This window comes from Qipengyuania intermedia (assembly GCF_019711615.1).
Lineage (GTDB): Bacteria > Pseudomonadota > Alphaproteobacteria > Sphingomonadales > Sphingomonadaceae > Qipengyuania > Qipengyuania intermedia.
Genome location: NZ_JAIGNS010000003.1, coordinates 297182 through 314199, shown reverse-complemented (window position 1 = coordinate 314199; position 17018 = coordinate 297182). Strand labels below are relative to the sequence as shown.

At 61.2% G+C, this 17018-nt stretch carries 17 protein-coding genes and 1 tRNA gene; 4 read left to right on the top strand and 14 right to left on the bottom strand.

Annotated features, from left to right (window positions below; translation table 11 throughout):
• Position 1: 1 nt before the first annotated feature.
• Together K3179_RS13380 and recJ are read right to left on the bottom strand one after the other, a co-directional pair.
• Positions 2-73: transfer RNA gene (locus tag K3179_RS13380), tRNA-Glu, on the bottom strand.
• An 85-nt stretch (positions 74-158) separates the two neighbouring features.
• The gene (recJ, locus tag K3179_RS13375) at positions 159-1946 is read right to left on the bottom strand and encodes a single-stranded-DNA-specific exonuclease RecJ (RefSeq protein ID WP_221566264.1); all 1788 of its coding nucleotides are present in this window, start codon (positions 1944-1946) and stop codon (positions 159-161) included.
• An 86-nt stretch (positions 1947-2032) separates the two neighbouring features.
• On the opposite strand from recJ, the gene K3179_RS13370 reads away from it, so the two are divergent.
• From K3179_RS13370 to K3179_RS13360, 3 genes are all read left to right on the top strand, one after another.
• Positions 2033-2518, top strand: a complete 486-nt coding sequence (locus K3179_RS13370; RefSeq protein ID WP_221566262.1) for a flavodoxin family protein — start codon at positions 2033-2035, stop codon at positions 2516-2518.
• A gap of 108 nt (positions 2519-2626) precedes the next feature.
• The gene (locus tag K3179_RS13365; protein WP_221566260.1) at positions 2627-3433 is read left to right on the top strand and encodes a hypothetical protein; all 807 of its coding nucleotides are present in this window, start codon (positions 2627-2629) and stop codon (positions 3431-3433) included.
• A gap of 10 nt (positions 3434-3443) precedes the next feature.
• The gene (locus tag K3179_RS13360) at positions 3444-3965 is read left to right on the top strand and encodes an AHH domain-containing protein (protein ID WP_247713052.1); all 522 of its coding nucleotides are present in this window, start codon (positions 3444-3446) and stop codon (positions 3963-3965) included.
• Here the strand turns inward: K3179_RS13360 and K3179_RS13355 are convergent.
• From K3179_RS13355 to miaA, 12 genes are all read right to left on the bottom strand, one after another.
• Positions 3962-4930, bottom strand: a complete 969-nt coding sequence (locus K3179_RS13355) for an NAD(P)H-dependent flavin oxidoreductase (protein WP_221566258.1) — start codon at positions 4928-4930, stop codon at positions 3962-3964. The two genes, K3179_RS13360 and K3179_RS13355, sit on opposite strands and share 4 nt — an antisense overlap.
• Before the next feature lie 86 nt (positions 4931-5016).
• Complete coding sequence (locus tag K3179_RS13350; RefSeq protein WP_221566256.1) at positions 5017-6060, bottom strand: amidohydrolase family protein; 1044 nt, start codon at positions 6058-6060, stop codon at positions 5017-5019.
• Positions 6061-6081: 21 nt separating this feature from the next.
• A complete protein-coding gene (locus K3179_RS13345; protein ID WP_221566254.1) occupies positions 6082-6618 on the bottom strand; it encodes a hypothetical protein in 537 nt (178 codons plus the stop codon).
• Between the two features lie 401 nt (positions 6619-7019).
• On the bottom strand, positions 7020-8711 hold the full coding sequence (gene leuA / locus K3179_RS13340) for a 2-isopropylmalate synthase (protein ID WP_221566252.1): 1692 nt from the start codon (positions 8709-8711) through the stop codon (positions 7020-7022).
• A gap of 177 nt (positions 8712-8888) precedes the next feature.
• Positions 8889-10037, bottom strand: coding sequence for an alpha-hydroxy acid oxidase (locus tag K3179_RS13335; protein ID WP_221566250.1), 1149 nt, complete (start codon positions 10035-10037; stop codon positions 8889-8891).
• A 42-nt stretch (positions 10038-10079) separates the two neighbouring features.
• The gene (locus K3179_RS13330) at positions 10080-10724 is read right to left on the bottom strand and encodes a YceI family protein (RefSeq protein WP_221566248.1); all 645 of its coding nucleotides are present in this window, start codon (positions 10722-10724) and stop codon (positions 10080-10082) included.
• 84 nt (positions 10725-10808) lie between these two features.
• The gene (locus K3179_RS13325; protein WP_221566246.1) at positions 10809-11399 is read right to left on the bottom strand and encodes a DUF6151 family protein; all 591 of its coding nucleotides are present in this window, start codon (positions 11397-11399) and stop codon (positions 10809-10811) included.
• A 45-nt stretch (positions 11400-11444) separates the two neighbouring features.
• Positions 11445-12479: a ketol-acid reductoisomerase gene (gene ilvC, locus K3179_RS13320; protein WP_221566244.1), complete on the bottom strand. Its 1035-nt coding sequence runs from the start codon at positions 12477-12479 to the stop codon at positions 11445-11447.
• Between the two features lie 13 nt (positions 12480-12492).
• Complete coding sequence (gene ilvN, locus K3179_RS13315) at positions 12493-13008, bottom strand: acetolactate synthase small subunit (RefSeq protein ID WP_090479858.1); 516 nt, start codon at positions 13006-13008, stop codon at positions 12493-12495.
• Positions 13005-13292 (bottom strand): hypothetical protein, encoded by a 288-nt coding sequence (locus K3179_RS13310; RefSeq protein WP_221566242.1) that lies wholly within the window; start codon positions 13290-13292, stop codon positions 13005-13007. The genes ilvN and K3179_RS13310 overlap by 4 nt, the downstream gene beginning before the upstream one ends.
• Before the next feature lie 11 nt (positions 13293-13303).
• Complete coding sequence (gene ilvB, locus K3179_RS13305) at positions 13304-15052, bottom strand: biosynthetic-type acetolactate synthase large subunit (RefSeq protein WP_221566240.1); 1749 nt, start codon at positions 15050-15052, stop codon at positions 13304-13306.
• A 96-nt stretch (positions 15053-15148) separates the two neighbouring features.
• Positions 15149-16114: a tRNA (adenosine(37)-N6)-dimethylallyltransferase MiaA gene (gene miaA, locus K3179_RS13300; protein ID WP_221566238.1), complete on the bottom strand. Its 966-nt coding sequence runs from the start codon at positions 16112-16114 to the stop codon at positions 15149-15151.
• Between miaA and serB the strand changes: the two genes are divergently transcribed.
• On the top strand, positions 16107-16991 hold the full coding sequence (gene serB / locus K3179_RS13295) for a phosphoserine phosphatase SerB (protein ID WP_345723032.1): 885 nt from the start codon (positions 16107-16109) through the stop codon (positions 16989-16991). The genes miaA and serB overlap by 8 nt on opposite strands.
• Positions 16992-17018: the final 27 nt, after the last annotated feature.

Below are 17018 nucleotides of genomic sequence, written 5' to 3'. Positions count from 1 at the left end.
GTGACCCGTACGGGAATCGAACCCGTGTTTCAGCCGTGAAAGGGCCGCGTCCTAACCGCTAGACGAACGGGCCACACCCGTTACCGGGTCGGTGGCGTGGCGGGGCACTTAGGCGGGGGCGTCGAAAGCGTCAAGCCTCGAATTGTGCAACTTGCCGATCAGTCCGCGAAAGCTGCGTCTTCGAGGTGCAGTTCGGCTTGGGGACGGCTGCCCCAATCGTCGATCTTTGCGCGGCCTGCCAGCCACAGTCGCCGTCCACGCGAGCCATGGAGCAGGGCCTGGCCCATTTCGCTGTCGGCGGCTCGGAATGCGATGCCCTTGAAGCTTTTTCCGTCATCCCCGCTCGCGATCAGCCGGACGTGATCCGTGCCGACGATGTCGCATTTTACAAGCCTGACAGGACCGACTGCTACACGTGGACCGGGCCAACCGACCCCGTAGGGGCCGCCGGCGTCGAGCGATTCGACCAGGTCCGGGGTAAGCCCCCCCGGCGCGACTGCGATGTCGAGCAGCATCTCGAGATTGTCCGATGCGCGTGCGACGGCCTGTTCGAGGTGGCTGTCGAGCCATTCGGCCAGAGCGTTTATCTTGCCAGCCTCTACCGTAAGGCCTGCGGCCATCGCGTGTCCGCCGCCCTTGACCAGTAGGCCTTCTTCACGCGCGCGGATTATGGCGGCGCCCAGGTCGACACCGGGTATCGATCGCCCAGAGCCTTTTCCTTCGCCCGACGCATCGTCGACGGCGATGACGAGGGAGGGCTTGCCCGTCTTTTCCTTGATTCTGCCCGCTACGATGCCGATCACCCCGGGATGCCAGCCTTCGCCGCTTAGCACGTGAACGGCACGGTTGTGCTGTGCCGCAAGCTGCTCTTCCGCCGCCTGCTGGACCTCAGCTTCGATGGCGCGGCGCTCTTCGTTGAGAGCGGAAAGCTGGGCGGCAATCTGTGCAGCTTCCTCCGGATCCTGCGTGGTGAGCAATCGCACGCCCAAGGTGGATTCGCCGACACGCCCCCCGGCGTTGATGCGTGGCCCGAGCGCGAAGCCCAGATCCGAACACACAGGGCTTCGTTTCAGGCGGCTGGCATCGATCAGGGCGGCCATGCCGGTGTTTGCACGCTTGCCCATCACTTTGAGCCCCTGCGCAACGAACGCGCGGTTCAGTCCATGCAACGCCGCCACATCGGCGACTGTGCCAAGCGCAACGAGGTCGAGCAGGGCGAGCAAGTCGGGGGCGGGGCGCTGTTCGAAATAGCCGCTGGTGCGCAGGGTGCGCACAACGGCGATTGCGAGCAGGAAGGCCACGCCGACCGCGGCAAGATGTCCATGCGCTGCGGCAAGGTCGTTCTCATCCAGCCGGTTTGGATTCACGAGCGCGACCGTGCGCGGAAGTTCGGGGGAACATTTGTGGTGATCTACGACGATGACATCCACGCCCGCATCGCTTGCCATCGATAGCGCCTCATGCGCCATCGCGCCGCAATCGACTGTGACGACGAGGCTTGATCCCGACTGGCCCAGCTTGACCAGCGCCTCACCCGATGGGCCGTAGCCTTCCAGCAAGCGGTCCGGGATGTAATAGTCCGCTTCGACACCGAGATCGCGCAGCAAGCGAATAAGGAGCGCCGAACTGGTCGCGCCATCCACGTCGTAATCGCCGTATACGGTGATTTTCTCTCCTGTAAGGATGGCCTGGGCCATACGCTCTGCCGCGACATCCATATCGTTGAATTCCGAAGGATCGGGGAGAAAATCTCGCAGCGTCGGCGTCATGTGCCGCTCGATATCCTGAGCATCCACGCCCCTGGCCAAGAGGATTTGACGCAGGATATCCTGCCCGTCCGAGAAATTGCCTTTCCCAAGGTCCATATTGCCGCCGCGCCAGCGCCACGCCTTGCCGGTGAGCGAGCGTGAGACGCCGTAAACGTAGGGAAGCGCAGATGTAGCCATGCGACCGATCCTACCCGCTCTGCAAGGCCTCCAGCAAGTCGCCTGCCATTGACAATCGACAGTCACGCGCGATGCTCTGGAGCACGATGCCGACACAACCCCTTCTGATCATCTGGCACAGCAGGACCGGGGCCAGCGAAGCGCTGGCTCAGGCTGCGAATGAAGGCGCGGGCGATTTGGCGATCCTGATGGCCGCGCAGGACGTCCTCCCGGCGGATATACTTGGGGCCGGCGGCTATCTGTTCGTCTGTCCGGAAAATCTCGCAACGATGAGCGGCTGCATGAAAGAGATGTTCGACCGGTGCTATTATCCGGTCCTCGGCAAGATCGAAGGCCGTGCCTATGCGACGATAATCGCCGCAGGTTCCGACGGTGAGGGGGCTCAGCGACAGATCGATCGTATCGCCAAGGGGTGGCGATTGAAGCGGGTTGCCGATCCCATCATCGTCAACACCGAAGCGCAGTCGCCCGAAGCGATCCTGGCCCCCAAGGTGTTGACGGATGAAGCTTTGGTGCAAGCGGCAGAACTGGGCGAGGCATTCGCCGAAGGGCTTGGGCAGGGCATATTCTGATCTCGGGTGATGGGTCCAAATTGGCTGTAATTGGGCGCAAGGCTCTCGACGCAATGGGGCTTTTCGCTAAAGGCTTGGTCCTAGAGGGATCGGGGGGGCGGACGTGCAATGATGGAGGGGGCAGGCGAAGAATTGGCTCGTTCGGGCGGCGTCGGAGCCGTATATCTTGTTTTTTCCCGTTCACGCAGGCCGGATAGGCCGGCCCTGATCGAGGCCGCCGAAGCCATCTCGGGGCTTTCCGTCAGTCACGATCCCTTCGGGCGCGATTACAATCCCGATCATGCCCGAGGAAGAGCGCGGTCCAAGTCGGAAGAAACGTGGCTCGAACTGTTGCAGTGGGGGATGACCTTCGATTGCCTCGGCCTTGCTCCGGGTCCCGCCGTCTCCTTACCTGCGATAGAGCATCGTCTTAATATCCCGGTCGATCAGGATCTGGGTTCCTTCGAGGCTTTGGCCCTGTCCCCGGGACCTCACCTAGCCGATGCCGCCAACAGCCTGCCTGTTGTGCGCGCGTTGCTCGATATGGCTGCCAGTCTGGCAGGTCTGCTTGATGGTGTCGAAGCGGTCTGCTGGGGACCGGCCCGTACGGCCATGCCGCCCAGGTTCTTCAGATCGGCGGTCGCCTCGTGGATCGAAGGCGGCCCGTTTCCCGCGCTTTGCCTCGCAGGTTTCCAGATCGATCCCAGTGGACGTCTTTGCACTAACGGGATGGACTGGTTCCTTGGTCGGGAGATCGTTCTCTCGACCGAACTCTCGCAGGATCGCTCCGCAGCGACCCGCATCGCGCTCCGACTGATCCATGAGATCGTCGCTATGGGGCGATTGGATCACCGCATCGAAATGTCGACCGAGGAAGGGTTGTCCCTGTCTGTCGAGCCGGTTGGTGCAAATCTTATCGAGGTAAATCCGATGTAGGGAAGTCGCTTTGGGTCGCCACATCTATTGGGATCAGCGCTTCCGCGTGCCCTTCCGTGCGGTCAATCGCCGGGGCGGGAAGGGGCATGATCCCGCCATGCAACGCCATCACCTGCTGCCGAGGCAGCTGCTGAACCGAAGGTGCTTCGGATCGAGGTTTGCCGTCTTGGGCAGGGAGCGCATCGGTTTCGACGATTTCCGGATCAACGGCATGCTCTTGCCGTGCTCCGAGAAAGCGGCGCAGCGAACTGCCCTGCCGCTGCATCGTGGCCCACATCGCGATTACAATTCGATGGTGATCGAGCGTGTTGGCGAGATCGAAGCAAGGTGGGCGGCCCTGCGCCTATCGGATCGCGAAACTGCCGGTCGTGCCGCGATCGATCAATTGCACGCGCTCCAGAAAGCGCTGCGCAGGCAACTGCTGGATGATACGCGCCCCATCACGCTTAATCGCAAGGATCCGCTAGGCGCTGGCGTCGACTTTTCCGAGCTCGACGAAATGGCTGAAGTGCTCTGGGCGGCGGCGGCTTAACCCGTTGCCTCGGCCAGCGCCTTTTTGGCAGCATTGTATTCGCTTTCGAGACGGGCGACCATGTCTTCGACAGGTCCGACATTCTTGACCGTGCCGATCCCCTGTCCCGAGCCCCAGATATCTTTCCAAGCCTTCGCCTTAGTGTTCCCGCCGCTGCCGAAGTTCATTTTGCTCGGATCGCTTTCGGGCAGGTTTTCCGGATCAAGGCCTGCATTCTCGATGCTGGAACGAAGGTAATTGCCGTGCACACCGGTAAAGAGGTTCGAATAGACGATGCCGTCGGCGCTACCTTCGACGATGCCCTTCTTGTAGCCTTCGACTGCATTGGCCTCTTCGGTGGCGATCCAGGGCGAGCCGATGTAGGCGAAGTCGGCGCCCAGAGCCTGCGCTGCGAGGATCGATCGGCCGTGTGCGATGGAGCCCGACAGAGCCACCAGCCCGTCGAACCATTCGCGGATTTCCTGCATGAGGGCGAACGGGCTGAGAGTGCCCGCATGACCGCCAGCGCCGGCGGCCACGGGAATGAGGCCGTCCGCGCCTTTTTCGATCGCCTTGTGTGCGAAGCGGTTGTTGATCACGTCGTGCATGGTGATCCCGCCCCAGCCGCGCACGGCATCGAAAATCTCTTCACGCGCACCTAGAGAGGTGATTACCAGCGGCACCTGCCATTTCGCACAGGTTGCCATGTCGGCTTCGATGCGATCGTTCGACCGATGCACGATCTGGTTGACCGCAAAGGGGGCCGCGGGGCGATCGGGATTGTCGCGATTGTGCGAGGCGAGTTCTTCGGTGATGCGATGAAGCCATTCGTCGAGTTCGCTCTGCGGACGCGCATTCAGTGCAGGGAAGCTACCGACGATCCCAGCCTTGCATTGCGCAATCACGAGTTCGGGACCGGATACGATGAAGAGGGGAGACCCGATCACGGGGATGCGCAATTTGTCGAAGGGTGCGGGCAGGCTCATGCGATAAGGCTCCTCATCTCTTGGAACAGGCACGCCTATGGCGCGCACGGGCGCTTGTCGAGGCTGACGTTACGTAAACGTCAGGGTCAGGCCAGCAGATTTTCGATGCCGTATACTCGCGCCGCGGTGCCCGCAAACAGAGCACGTTTCTCGTCCGGCGAGTGTCCTTGCGCGAGGCGTTTGAACGCATTCCACAGAACCGGATAGCTCGCACCCCAGCGATCGACGGGATAATTGCTTTCGAACATGGCGCGGTCCGGACCGAAGCTTTCGATGCAGGTCTCGATATAGGGGCGCCAAAGTGCCGCCAGATGGTCGGAGCCGAGGCCCTTGGCCGGTCCTTCTTCGGGCATCCCGCAGAAGGCCATGGCCAGCCCGCCAAGCTTCACCGTCACGTTCTGACATTCCGCGAGCGAATGGATCGATCTGCGCCAGCGATCGAAATTCTCGTGCAGTTGACCGCGATAGCTGGCGATATTGAGCGGCGTGCCGCAATGATCGAGGATGATTTGCTGCTCGGGAAAAGCCTTCGCCAGATCGATTACGTCGCCCAATTGCGGCTCGAGAAGCCAGGCGTCGAACGTAAGGCCGAAATCTGCATAGGCAGCAAAGCCAGCCCGAAAAACATCGCTATGATAGAGCCCTTCCGGCGCGTGAAAGGGCGGGCCAAGCACTTCGGGATCGGCATCCCACGCGCTTGCGTGGCGAATACCCCGAAACCGCCCGTTGCCGGCAGCGATCAGGGCTTCGATAACGGGCTTCACCTTGTCGCCAAGGGTCAGATCCGCATGGCCGACGATCCCTGCGCAGGGACGAAAATCGCCGTACAAGCCGCTGGCACCCTGGGCGGCGACGCCATTCACGAACTCGACTTCGCCCACGCTTTTCATCGCGTCATCGCGTCCGGCATCGTAAAATGCGCCGCACTCCATGAACACAGTACCGATAATGTTATGGCCTGTTGTCGTGTCGGCCAGCAATTCATCGAACGTGTAATAGGCGGCACCGGCAATCGCTTCGATGAAATCGTGTCGCGGCTCTGGAAAGGCTGGGACAAGCGGCCTTAAATCCCAGAGGTGATGATGCGGATCGATGATTGGCAGGTCCGGTTCGAGTATTTCTTCGCTCATCGTTATTCTCCCCATCGGCAATCAGGATAGTCCGCCGGAATCCAGTCCGGCGGTCTTGCCACCCGCCTTATCGAGCGTCTCATGTATCTTCGCAGGATCGCATTTTGCCTCGACGCAGTCGACGGAAACGAACACTCGGCCTTTCCGGATTTCCTGCTCGTACAGGGTCGCCGAGACGCCATCGACATCGTGATCGGTCAGCATTTTCGCAATTCCGCTTCCGGTAGCCCCGACAATACCGGAGAACGCCGCGACAGAAGAGAAGGCGGAGGCGGTAAGAGCGCCTGCCACGGCCACGGGGCCGACACCCGGGATAAACAGGATTGCTGTCCCCAGCATTGCACCTGCAAGGCCGCCACCGGCCATCGCCGATGCGATCCCGAGATAACCGTGACCCTCGGTAGGCTTGTAGTCGGCGTCGAGATATTGGCTGGTGCGCCAGACCATCGATACCGCGCCATCGGGTATTCCGTCGTCGCGAAGTTTTTCGACAGCAGCCTGCGCGGATTCAGACCCTTCGAAGACCGCCGTCACGACGCGCGCGGAATTCGATTTCATGTGGCGTCTCGCTTCGAGGAAAGACCTAGCGAACCGGTCCCGGTCTGCGTCCCCTCCGAAAGTTACCCGCAGGCCCGCTGTTTCATGAAGCTTCTTCACGCTTGGTGAGCGGGGATGCCTGAATAAGGTGCGCAACAGCATGTCGACGGTCGATGGGCGCATCACCGAATTCGTACCGCGGTTTATCCATTCCATTCTGCGCGGACGTGGATGAGCGCGCTCCAGATAGTAGAGCGCCGGAAGGTGATCGGCCTTGATGACGTAGAAGGGGTCTTCCAACTGAGCGCGTCTCATCCAGCGGCCGTAACAGCCTGTTTTGATGCGATAGTGACCCTTCTTGTACCATACACGCTATCATTTGATTGTATACATCAAGCATTTGATCCCGCGATGGGACGGTACTATTGGTTGCCGGCGAGACCGATCGCAGAATTGGCTGCACTCAAAACCGATCGGACACTTGCAGTAGCGACGTCTTCGTCGATGCCGCATCCCCACAAGCTATTGCCCGCGCTATCGCGACATTCGAGATAAGCCGCAGCCTGACTATCCCTGCCGGTGGTTAGCGCATGCTCGCTATAGTCCAGGACTTCGAGCTGGAGGCCGAAGGCTTCCTCGATGGTCGAGAGAACGGATGAAATGAGGCCGTTGCCCCTGCCGGAAACGGTTTGCTCGACGCCGTCGACCGCGATGGTGCCGCTGAACAGGCGCGTGCCGTCTGCAGCACGCCGCTCTTCATAGTCGACCAATTGGAAACGCTTGTCTGTCGTCTGCACGTGATAGGCGCGCTTGAAGGCATCCCAAATATCCGCCGCGCCAAGTTCACGGCCCAGTTCGTCAGCCATCCGCTGCACGTGCGGGCTAAAATCGGCCTGCATCTTCTTGGGCAGTTTGAGCCCCTGGTCCTGCTCGAGTACCCAAGCAAAACCGCCTTTACCCGATTGCGAATTGACGCGGATGACCGCTTCATAGCTTCTCCCCAGATCGGCCGGATCGATCGGGAGATACGGCACGCGCCAATGGGGATCGTTCTGCACTTCATGTGCCGCGAAGCCCTTCTTGATCGCGTCCTGGTGGCTGCCGGAAAACGCGGTGTAGACCAGTTCGCCGCCATAGGGATGGCGCTGGTGCACCGGCAGCTCGTTGCAGTATTCGACAGTTTCGATGACACGGTCGATGTCCGAGAAATCGAGACGAGGATCGACGCCTTGCGTGTACATGTTGAGCGCCATCGTCACGAGGCAGCAATTCCCCGTCCGCTCGCCGTTCCCGAAGAGGCATCCTTCCACCCGGTCCGCTCCGGCCATCAGGGCCAGTTCGGCTGCAGCAACGCCGGTGCCCCGGTCGTTGTGCGTATGCAGACTGATGACCGCGCTCTCGCGATTGGGCAGGTTGCGGATGAAATATTCGACCTGGTCAGCGTAAATGTTCGGAGTGGCCGCCTCGACCGTCGCCGGGAGGTTGAGGATGATCGGATGTTCGGGAGTGGGGGCAAGGACTTCCATCACCGCTTCGCAAACCTCGAGGCTGAAATCGAGCTCTGCGGTGGAGAATGTTTCCGGAGAATACTGGAAGTGCCAGTCGGTGTCCGGTTGCTGCGCCGCCTCGTCACGCATGACCTTGGCGCCGCGAACGGCGATGTCGCGCACTTGCTCACGCGTCATGCCGAAAACGACTTCGCGCCACGCCGGGCTGACAGCGTTGTAGAGGTGTACGATGGCCTGCTTCGCGCCCTTGAGACTGGCGAAGCTCGTACGGATCAGGTCTTCCCTGCTTTGGGTGAGAACCTGCACCAGCACATCGTCTGGGACGCGGCCTGATTGGACGAGGCCGCTGATGAAATCGAACTCTGTCGCGCCCGCGCTGGGAAAGCCGACTTCGATCTCTTTTACGCCGATCTCGATGAGGAGATCGAAGAAGCGGTTCTTCTTGTGCGCATCCATCGGATCGACGATCGCCTGGTTCCCGTCTCGAAGATCGGTCGACAGCCAACGGGGCGGGGCGGTGATCGTCCTGGTCGGCCACTGACGGTCGGTTAGGGAAACCTGTGGAAAGGCCGAGTATTTGGCGCTGGGATCGCTAAGCATGGGCATGGAGAAACTCGTATCGGGGTTCGGCTATCGTCGGAAAGGCCCTTGGGTGCGCGGTGCACCCTGATGGCACACCGAATTCACGCCCAAGGGCGTGTAAGTCGCAGAAGTAGTCCGATGCGGTTCATGCACCCATGAATTGCGCAATTTTTCACCAAGGACAAGGTGAAGTTTTCTTTCCTATCGCCAACGCAGGCGATCGCGAGTCAATTCTTGCACGTGTGTAACACCCATGAGGCGCATGCCCCGCTCGATTTCGTCTTGCAGTGTGGCAAGTGCGCGCTCGACACCTTCCTGGCCGGCCGCGGCAAGAGCATAGAGGTAGAGCCTGCCACCGGAGGCAGCGGTTGCGCCCATCGCAACGCTTTTCAAAACGTGGGTGCCACGCCGAACGCCGCCGTCGCAGATGATTTCGATCTCGCCTCCGACGGCATCGACGATTTCCTGCAACTGGTCGAAAGGGGCGCGGCTGCCGTCAAGCTGCCGTCCGCCATGGTTCGAGATCATGATCGCGTCCGCTCCGATATCGACCGCCTGTCGCGCATCGGCAGCGCTCATGACGCCCTTCAGGCAGAACGTGCCGCCCCAGTCCTGCCGTATCCGTGCGGCGGTGTCCCAATCCATGTTCGTGTCGAGCATGGTGTTGAAATAATCCTGGATGCTTACGGCCTTGCCCGTGCCTTCCTGTACGTGGCCATCCAGGTTGGGCAGGCGGAACCTGGGGGAGAAGATGTAATTGAGCGTCCAGTAAGGCCGCGTCGCGTAACTCCACAGCGATGAGGCGGAGAAGCGGGGCGGGGTGGTAAAGCCCGATCGCAGGCAGCGCTCTCTCTTGCCCGATACGATCGTGTCGACTGTCAGCGCCAAAGCGTCGAAGCCGCTTTCCTGGCAGCGTTCGATCATGCTCGCGTTGAGGCCCTTATCCTTATGGACGTAGAGCTGGAACAGCTTGGGGCCGCTGGTCAGGCTGGCGATTTCCTCGATCGAGTGTGTCGCCAAGCTTGAAATTCCGAACCACAGGCCGAATTTCTCCGCAGCCGAGGCGACCGCGCGTTCTCCGTCGCGGTGGAATGCCCGCTGGAGCGCTGTCGGGCTGAGCATGAGGGGAAGCGCGCTCTTCCGCCCCATAATCGTGCAGCTGGTGTCGATTTTACCCACACCGGCAAGCACGTCCGGCACCAGGTCGACACTGTCGAACGCGCTGGTGTTGCGGGCCTTCGTCAGCTCGTCGTCTGCGGCACCGTCGATATAGTCGAAGACCGGCCAAGGCAGGCGTGCTTTTGCCAGCTTTCGGAAATCATCGATATTGTGGCAGTCGGACAAGCGCATGCGGACCGTCGTGCAGGCTCGCGATGCGCTTGTCGAGAGGTCTTACTGCAGTTCGAAAGCTGCGCTTATGTCGAGGTCGACATCGCTTCCCACTACAGGCGCGAGGTAATCGATGCCCCACTGCGTCCGGTCGATGGTCGCGCGGGCGTGGAAACCAACGGTGCGCGCCTCGTTCATGGGGTTCTGGCCTGCGCCAGTGAAGTCCACAAGCATGGTGACCGGGCCGGTGTTGCCGTTCATCGTCAGCTGTCCGGTGACGACCGCCGATGTGTCGCCGACCCGGCGAACGGAGGTCGAAACGAAGCGCGCAGCTTCCGGATCGGGACCGAAGAAATCCGGTTCCGCCCCGTCCTTGCCCGGGCGCAGGAGATGGTCGCGCAAGCCCTCACTAGGCACGGCGACACTGGTGATGGGGATCGTGATGTCGAACGTACTCGCTTCGATGTCCGCAGGATCGAAGGTCATAGTGCCCTCGATATCGCCGAACAGACCGAAGTAGTCGTTGAAGCCGAAGTGGCTCACGCTCCACTGCACGAGGGTATGCGCTGGATCGAGGGCGTAGGTGCCAGCAGCGACGCGGCTGGCATCGACTGCGCCCGGCACCTGACCTTGTCCCTGGGCAGAGAAGGAGGTGACGGCGAGGCCTGCGCTGGTGGCGAGGGCTAGGGCGAGGATCGGCTTTTTCATGTTCGGTCTCCTGCGGGAATGCCCTCTTGCAAAACCGCAGCGCCAGCCTCGTTCCTGATTAGGCGACACGAAAATCCGATCACTCTAACCGAGTGTGCGACGTTCGTCCGGTGTGAGCCTTCGCGGAGTGGCTATCGGCTGCAATGTCGCCGGATCGAACAATGGATTGCGCCTACGGTCGCCGGAAAAAATATCGCGGATCAGTCGCTTGAAAAAGCTGCGTAGCAGGGCGTTCATGGAAAGTGGTTTCAGGCCATCGGTGTTGCCGGGAGCGTCTTCCAAGAAGAGGTGTCCGCGCACCGGCCCCAACGCCGATCGGCCGCTTGCCTCGCAATTCGCGACAAGGACGGTTGTATAGGGAAGCTTCCCGTTCGCGTAGGTATTGAACATCGGCGTATCGCAACACTTTGCATACCAGCGCAAGGTCGGCTTGTCGGTCATGTGAAGACCGGCAAGCTGGTCCTCGCCCGAATGGAAAGACAGGCGGGCGCAGCGGGTCTGGTAAAGTTCGGTCCCGTCAGCCTCATCCAGAATGCGGTCTTCGGCACCAAGGAATTTGGGCACGGACTGGCAATCGGTGCAGTGACAATAGACGTGGTCCCCTTGATCGGGGCCGACATCTTTCACGACACCCGTCACGGTGCCGCAAGCGCAAGAGAAGGCGAGGTCCGTCATGACCTCACCCTCTCCTTATCGCGCTGAACCGCAAAGGATTTTCGACTAATTGCGTTCTTTGTCGACGAGCTTGTTGGCACCGATCCACGGCATCATCGCGCGAAGCTGCGCTCCGGTCTTCTCGATCGGGTGGGCTGCTGCGGCCTTGCGGCTGGCCTTGAGCTCGGGCTGTCCCGCCTGGTTGTCGAGCACGAAGTCCTTCACGAAGCGACCCGACTGGATGTCCTTGAGGACGCGGCCCATCTCTGCCTTGGTCTCTTCCGTGATGATACGCGGGCCGGTCTTGATGTCGCCGTATTCCGCCGTGTTCGAGATCGAATAACGCATGTTCGCGATCCCGCCTTCATAGAGGAGGTCGACGATGAGCTTGGTTTCGTGGAGGCATTCGAAATAGGCCATCTCGGGCGCGTATCCCGCTTCGACCAGCGTTTCGAAACCGGCCTGTATGAGGTGGGTGATCCCGCCGCACAGCACTGCCTGTTCGCCGAAGAGGTCGGTTTCGCACTCTTCCTTGAAGTCGGTCTCGATGATCCCCGAACGGCCGCCGCCGACTGCGCTGGCGTAAGAGAGTGCCAGTTGCTTGGCGAAGCCGTTGCCGCCGGACTGATTGCTTTCCTGGTGGACCGCGATGAGGCACGGCACGCCGCCGCCCTTGATATACTCACCGCGAACCGTGTGGCCGGGGCCCTTGGGGGCAATCATGATGACGTCCACGTCAGCGGGCGGATCGATCAGGCCGAAGTGAATGTTGAGACCGTGCGCGAAGGCGAGGGCGGTTCCGGGACGCATCTTGCCCGCAACCTCGCCCGCATAGATCGCAGCCTGGTGCTCGTCGGGTGCGAGGATCATGAGCACGTCGGCCCATTCGGCGGCTTCCGAGACCGTCTTGACGGTGAAGCCTGCACCTTCGGCCTTCTTTGCCGTGGCCGAACCTTCGCGCAGGGCGATGACGACTTCGCCCACACCGCTGTCGCGAAGGTTCTGCGCGTGAGCGTGGCCCTGGCTGCCGTAACCGACAATGGCGACCTTCTTGTCCTTGATCAGCTGCTGGTCGCAATCGGCGTCGTAATAAACTTGCATTTCTAACCCCATATTAGGCGCGGTCTGGCCCGCGCATCATACCAACGATCCCCGAGCGGCCGACCTCTACGAGGCCCAGTTCACGCATCAGGACGATGAAACTGTCGATCTTGTCCGGCGCGCCGGTCAGCTCGAAGACGAAACTCTGCGTCGTCGTGTCGACCACATTGGCGCGAAACAGTTCTGCAATGCGCAGCGCCTCGACACGGTCGTCGCCCTTTCCGGCGACTTTCACCAGAGCCAACTCGCGTTCGACATGGGCACCGTGTTCGGTCAGGTCGATGACCTTGTGGACGGGCACCAGCCGCTCCAGCTGGGCGCGAATCTGGTCGATCACCGGCTCGGGACCGCGGGTCACGATGGTGATCCGGCTGATCGCATGATCTTCCGATATGTCGGCTACGGTCAGGCTGTCGATATTGTAACCGCGCGCAGTGAACATGCCCGATATCTTCGCGAGGATACCGGCTTCATTGTCGACGATCACGTTGAGCACGTGACGCTCGCTGGACTGTTCGGCGATTTTCACGGCTGGCGCTCCTGCCAGACTGGTTCGAACATGCGGCCTTCGCCGTCGTAATCTCGCAGGAAATCGCGCCCGCGGCGGACCGCTTCGAAATTGTCCGTCTGGCGCGAGAGATCGAGCTGGTCCAGCAGCAGGACCCAGCTACCGTCACCGCGTTTTTCGGCGACATCCATGCCGATGAAACGGTGACCGTCATCCTCGAGCCAGTCGAGCAGACGTTCTGCATCTTCGCGCGCGAACCATTTCTTGCGTTCCGCGCGCTGCGCGAATTCGGTGGGAATCTTCATATGCATGCCCATCACACCAGCGCCTTCGCTTCGTCGTCCATCGTGCCGCCCACTTGATCGCCGTACAGGAGCATCTCGGTGTGCGCCGCACCGCTCGGGATCATAGGGAAGCAGTTGGCATCCTTGGCCACCTGGCAATCGACGATCACCGGCCCGTCATGGGCGAGCATCGCCTCGATCCCGGCATCGAGCTGGCTTTCGTCCTCGATACGGATGCCCTTCCAGCCATAGGCTTCGGCCAGTTTCACGAAATCGGGCAGGCTGTCGGAATAGCTGTTCGAATAGCGGCTTTCATAGGTCAGTTCCTGCCACTGGCGGACCATGCCCATGTACTCGTTGTTGAGGATGAAGACCTTCACCGGGAGGCGGAACTGGCTTGCCGTACCAAGCTCCTGGATATTCATCTGGATGCTCGCCTCGCCGGCGATATCGATGACGAGTGCATCGGGATTGCCAAGCTGTGCTCCGATGGCCGCGGGGAGGCCGTAGCCCATCGTGCCGAGGCCGCCGCTGGTGAGCCACTTGTTCGGACCCATGAAGCCGAAATACTGCGCCGCCCACATCTGGTGCTGGCCGACCTCTGTGGTGATGATCGGATCGCGATCCTTCGTCAGCGCGAAAAGGCGTTCGATGCTCTTTTGCGGCATGATGACATCGGAGCGTTCGGGATAGGCGAGGCAATCGCGAGCTTTCCAACCAAGAATACGCGCTTGCCACTCCGACAGGTCGTTGGGTTTGCGTGCCCCCCATTCCTGCAACAGCTGATCGAGCACATTGCCGCAGTCGCCCACGATGCCCAGATCGACGGGCACGATCTTATTGATCTGTGCACGGTCGATGTCGATGTGGATTTTCTTCGCTTGCGGGGCGAAAGCGTCGAGCCTGCCGGTCACGCGGTCGTCGAAGCGCGCACCCACCGCGACAATGAGGTCAGCCCGGTTCATGGCCATGTTGGCCTCGTATGTGCCGTGCATGCCGAGCATACCGAGCCAGTCCGGATGATCGGCAGGGAAAGCACCCAGGCCCATGAGAGTGCTGGTAACCGGCGCGCCGGTTGCCTTCTGAAGTTGGCGAAGGCGTTCTGTCGCCTTGGGTCCCGCGTTGATTACACCACCACCGGTGTAGAAGATCGGACGTTCCGCCTGCGCCAGCATCTGGATGGCCTGCTCGATCTCGCTCACACTGCCGTCGACTTCGGGCTGGTAGCGATGCGAGGGCAGGGGCGCATCGTCCTGGTCGCCCCAGGATGCGAGCGCGATTTGAACATCCTTAGGAATGTCGATCACGACCGGTCCGGGACGCCCGGTAGTGGCGATGCGGAATGCTTCCTCGATCGTGGCGCGTAGGCGCTCCGGATCTTTGACCAGATAGTTGTGCTTGGTGCAGTGGCGCGTGAGACCGACGGTATCGGCTTCCTGGAAAGCGTCGGTGCCGATCAGGCCCGTGGGGACCTGTCCGGTGATGACCACCATGGGGATGGAGTCCATGTAGGCATCGGCGATGCCGGTCACTGCATTGGTGGCGCCCGGGCCACTGGTGACGAGGACGACGCCCGGCTTGCCGGTGGATCGCGCGTAGCCTTCGGCAGCGTGAGCAGCGCCTGCTTCGTGGCGAACGAGGATGTGGCGGATACCGTCGTCTGCGAACAGCTCGTCATAGATCGGCAGCACTGCACCGCCGGGATAGCCGAATACGAATTCGACACCCTGCCGCTTCAGGCATTCAATCAGGATTGCGGCGCCGCTGCGCTCTTCCGACACGGGTATTCCTCCACTTCCAGTCACAAATCGGCCCGGCGCTGGGGTCATAGCACCGGGCCGACAGGAGCCTCCGTATGAGTAACGAATAGCGCGTTGTCAACTCGATTTGCGTAACAAAGAAACAAAATAGTCTGCCAAAGCGTCATTAATGTTACTCGTCCGCGGCCATGTTTCCGGCGGCTGGTGCCTGAACCAGGTATATTGCCGCTTGGCGTACCGACGTGTCGCAATCTGGCCAGCGACGATGGCTTCATCCCGCGATAGTTCGCCTTTGAGATAGCCTGCGATTTCCCGCACCCCGATCGCGCGCATGACGGGTAGCTGCGGATCGAGGCCTCGGGCGAGCAAGCTTTCAACTTCCTCGACCGCTCCGCCCTCCATCATCAGACCGAAGCGGCGATCGCAGCGTTCGTAGAGCCATTCGCGTTCTGGCAGGAGGAGAAGCGGGGAAAGGGTGATTTCCCCACCGATGCCGCCGGTCTTGCGCGCCTGCCATTCCTTGAGCGTACGCCCGGTCGAGCGTACGACTTCCAGCGCCCTGGCGGTGCGCGCAACATCCGCCGGCGCAAGGCGGGATGCGGCTTCCGGGTCCTCTGCTTCCAGCGCTTCGCGCGCTTCTGCCTGGGATAGACCTCGGACCTCGTCACGTAGAGGTTGTGCGATAGAAGGTACAGGTGCGATACCTTCCAATAGAGTACGCATGTAAAGGCCAGTACCGCCGCACAGGATCGGTACCGCTCCTTCGTCGTGGAGCGCGGCAATTTCGCGTTTGGCGGCCTCGGCCCAGTCGGCTGCCGAGCATGCGGTTACACCGTCCCAGGCACCATAGAGGCGATGGTCGACGCCTTGCATCTCGTCTTCGTCGGGCCGGGCGGAAAGGACCTTAAGATCGGCATAGACCTGTGCGCTGTCCGCGTTGATGACGACACCACGACCGCCGCGCTCTTCGATGGCTTTTGCCAGGCGCACCGCGAGATCGCTCTTGCCGCTTGCGGTCGGCCCTGCGATGAGCGCCACCGGTTTTTCGAGAGACGGTTCTTCAGGAGAATAGGCAGTGCTCATCGCGCGACTGATAGCAGAGCAGGAGGGACTGGAAACCCGTCTGGAAACAGCGCGGTCGAGGCTGGACGAGGCAGGCATGCCGCTAGCGTCCGCTGCCATGCTGGATTTCTGCGGCGAGGTACTCGAAATCACCTTCCCCGACGGGCAGGACGACACGGTCACGCGCATCCTGTCCGAATGCTTCGGCGAATGCGACATGCTGGTCGCAGACCATGCCATCGAAGTGCCGCGGTTGTTCGTCTCCGACATGGACAGCACCATGATCGGGCAGGAATGTATCGACGAGTTGGCGGACTATGCGGACATCAAGCAGCACGTCGCCGAAATCACCGAACGCGCGATGCGCGGCGAGCTCGATTTCGAAGCGGCGTTGAGAGAGCGGGTAGCGCTCCTCGAAGGCTTGGACGAGACGGCGATCCAGCAATGCCTGGATGAACGCATCCGCCCGGTCGCAGGCGCACGCACTCTGGTGCAGACGTTGAAGAGCCACGGCTGCCGCCCGGTTCTCGTCACCGGCGGCTTCCATCATTTTGCCGATCCGGTGGCAGACATGCTCGGCTTCGACCGGGTGGTCGGAAATCGCCTTGCCGTCGCCGATGGCAAGCTCACGGGCAAATTGGCAGGGCCCGTAAGCGATGCGTCGACAAAGCTCGCTACGCTCGAGGAGGAGCGGGACCAGTTAGGCGATGGCGCGCGCGTCTTGGCCACCGGAGACGGTGCCAACGACATACCCATGATCGTCGCTGCGGATTACGGCGTTGCGTACCGGGCCAAGCCCAAGGCGCGCGATGCGGCAAGCGGCCGGATAGTCAGCGAAGACCTCACCGTCTTGCTCTCGCTACTTGGGATTGCGCGATCCGATTGGGTAGAAGGCTGAAAACGAAACGGTTTTTTGGCGCATCCT

What these genes read in the sequence shown, in the direction of transcription:
- recJ (WP_221566264.1), bottom strand. Translation starts at nt 1,946, where the DNA reads ATGGCTACATCTGCGCTTCCCTACGTTTACGGCGTCTCACGCTCGCTC.
- K3179_RS13370 (WP_221566262.1), top strand. Translation starts at nt 2,033, where the DNA reads ATGCCGACACAACCCCTTCTGATCATCTGGCACAGCAGGACCGGGGCC.
- K3179_RS13365 (WP_221566260.1), top strand. Translation starts at nt 2,627, where the DNA reads ATGATGGAGGGGGCAGGCGAAGAATTGGCTCGTTCGGGCGGCGTCGGA.
- K3179_RS13355 (WP_221566258.1), bottom strand. Translation starts at nt 4,930, where the DNA reads ATGAGCCTGCCCGCACCCTTCGACAAATTGCGCATCCCCGTGATCGGG.
- K3179_RS13350 (WP_221566256.1), bottom strand. Translation starts at nt 6,060, where the DNA reads ATGAGCGAAGAAATACTCGAACCGGACCTGCCAATCATCGATCCGCAT.
- K3179_RS13345 (WP_221566254.1), bottom strand. Translation starts at nt 6,618, where the DNA reads ATGAAATCGAATTCCGCGCGCGTCGTGACGGCGGTCTTCGAAGGGTCT.
- leuA (WP_221566252.1), bottom strand. Translation starts at nt 8,711, where the DNA reads ATGCCCATGCTTAGCGATCCCAGCGCCAAATACTCGGCCTTTCCACAG.
- K3179_RS13335 (WP_221566250.1), bottom strand. Translation starts at nt 10,037, where the DNA reads ATGCGCTTGTCCGACTGCCACAATATCGATGATTTCCGAAAGCTGGCA.
- K3179_RS13330 (WP_221566248.1), bottom strand. Translation starts at nt 10,724, where the DNA reads ATGAAAAAGCCGATCCTCGCCCTAGCCCTCGCCACCAGCGCAGGCCTC.
- K3179_RS13325 (WP_221566246.1), bottom strand. Translation starts at nt 11,399, where the DNA reads ATGACGGACCTCGCCTTCTCTTGCGCTTGCGGCACCGTGACGGGTGTC.
- ilvC (WP_221566244.1), bottom strand. Translation starts at nt 12,479, where the DNA reads ATGCAAGTTTATTACGACGCCGATTGCGACCAGCAGCTGATCAAGGAC.
- K3179_RS13310 (WP_221566242.1), bottom strand. Translation starts at nt 13,292, where the DNA reads ATGAAGATTCCCACCGAATTCGCGCAGCGCGCGGAACGCAAGAAATGG.
- miaA (WP_221566238.1), bottom strand. Translation starts at nt 16,114, where the DNA reads ATGAGCACTGCCTATTCTCCTGAAGAACCGTCTCTCGAAAAACCGGTG.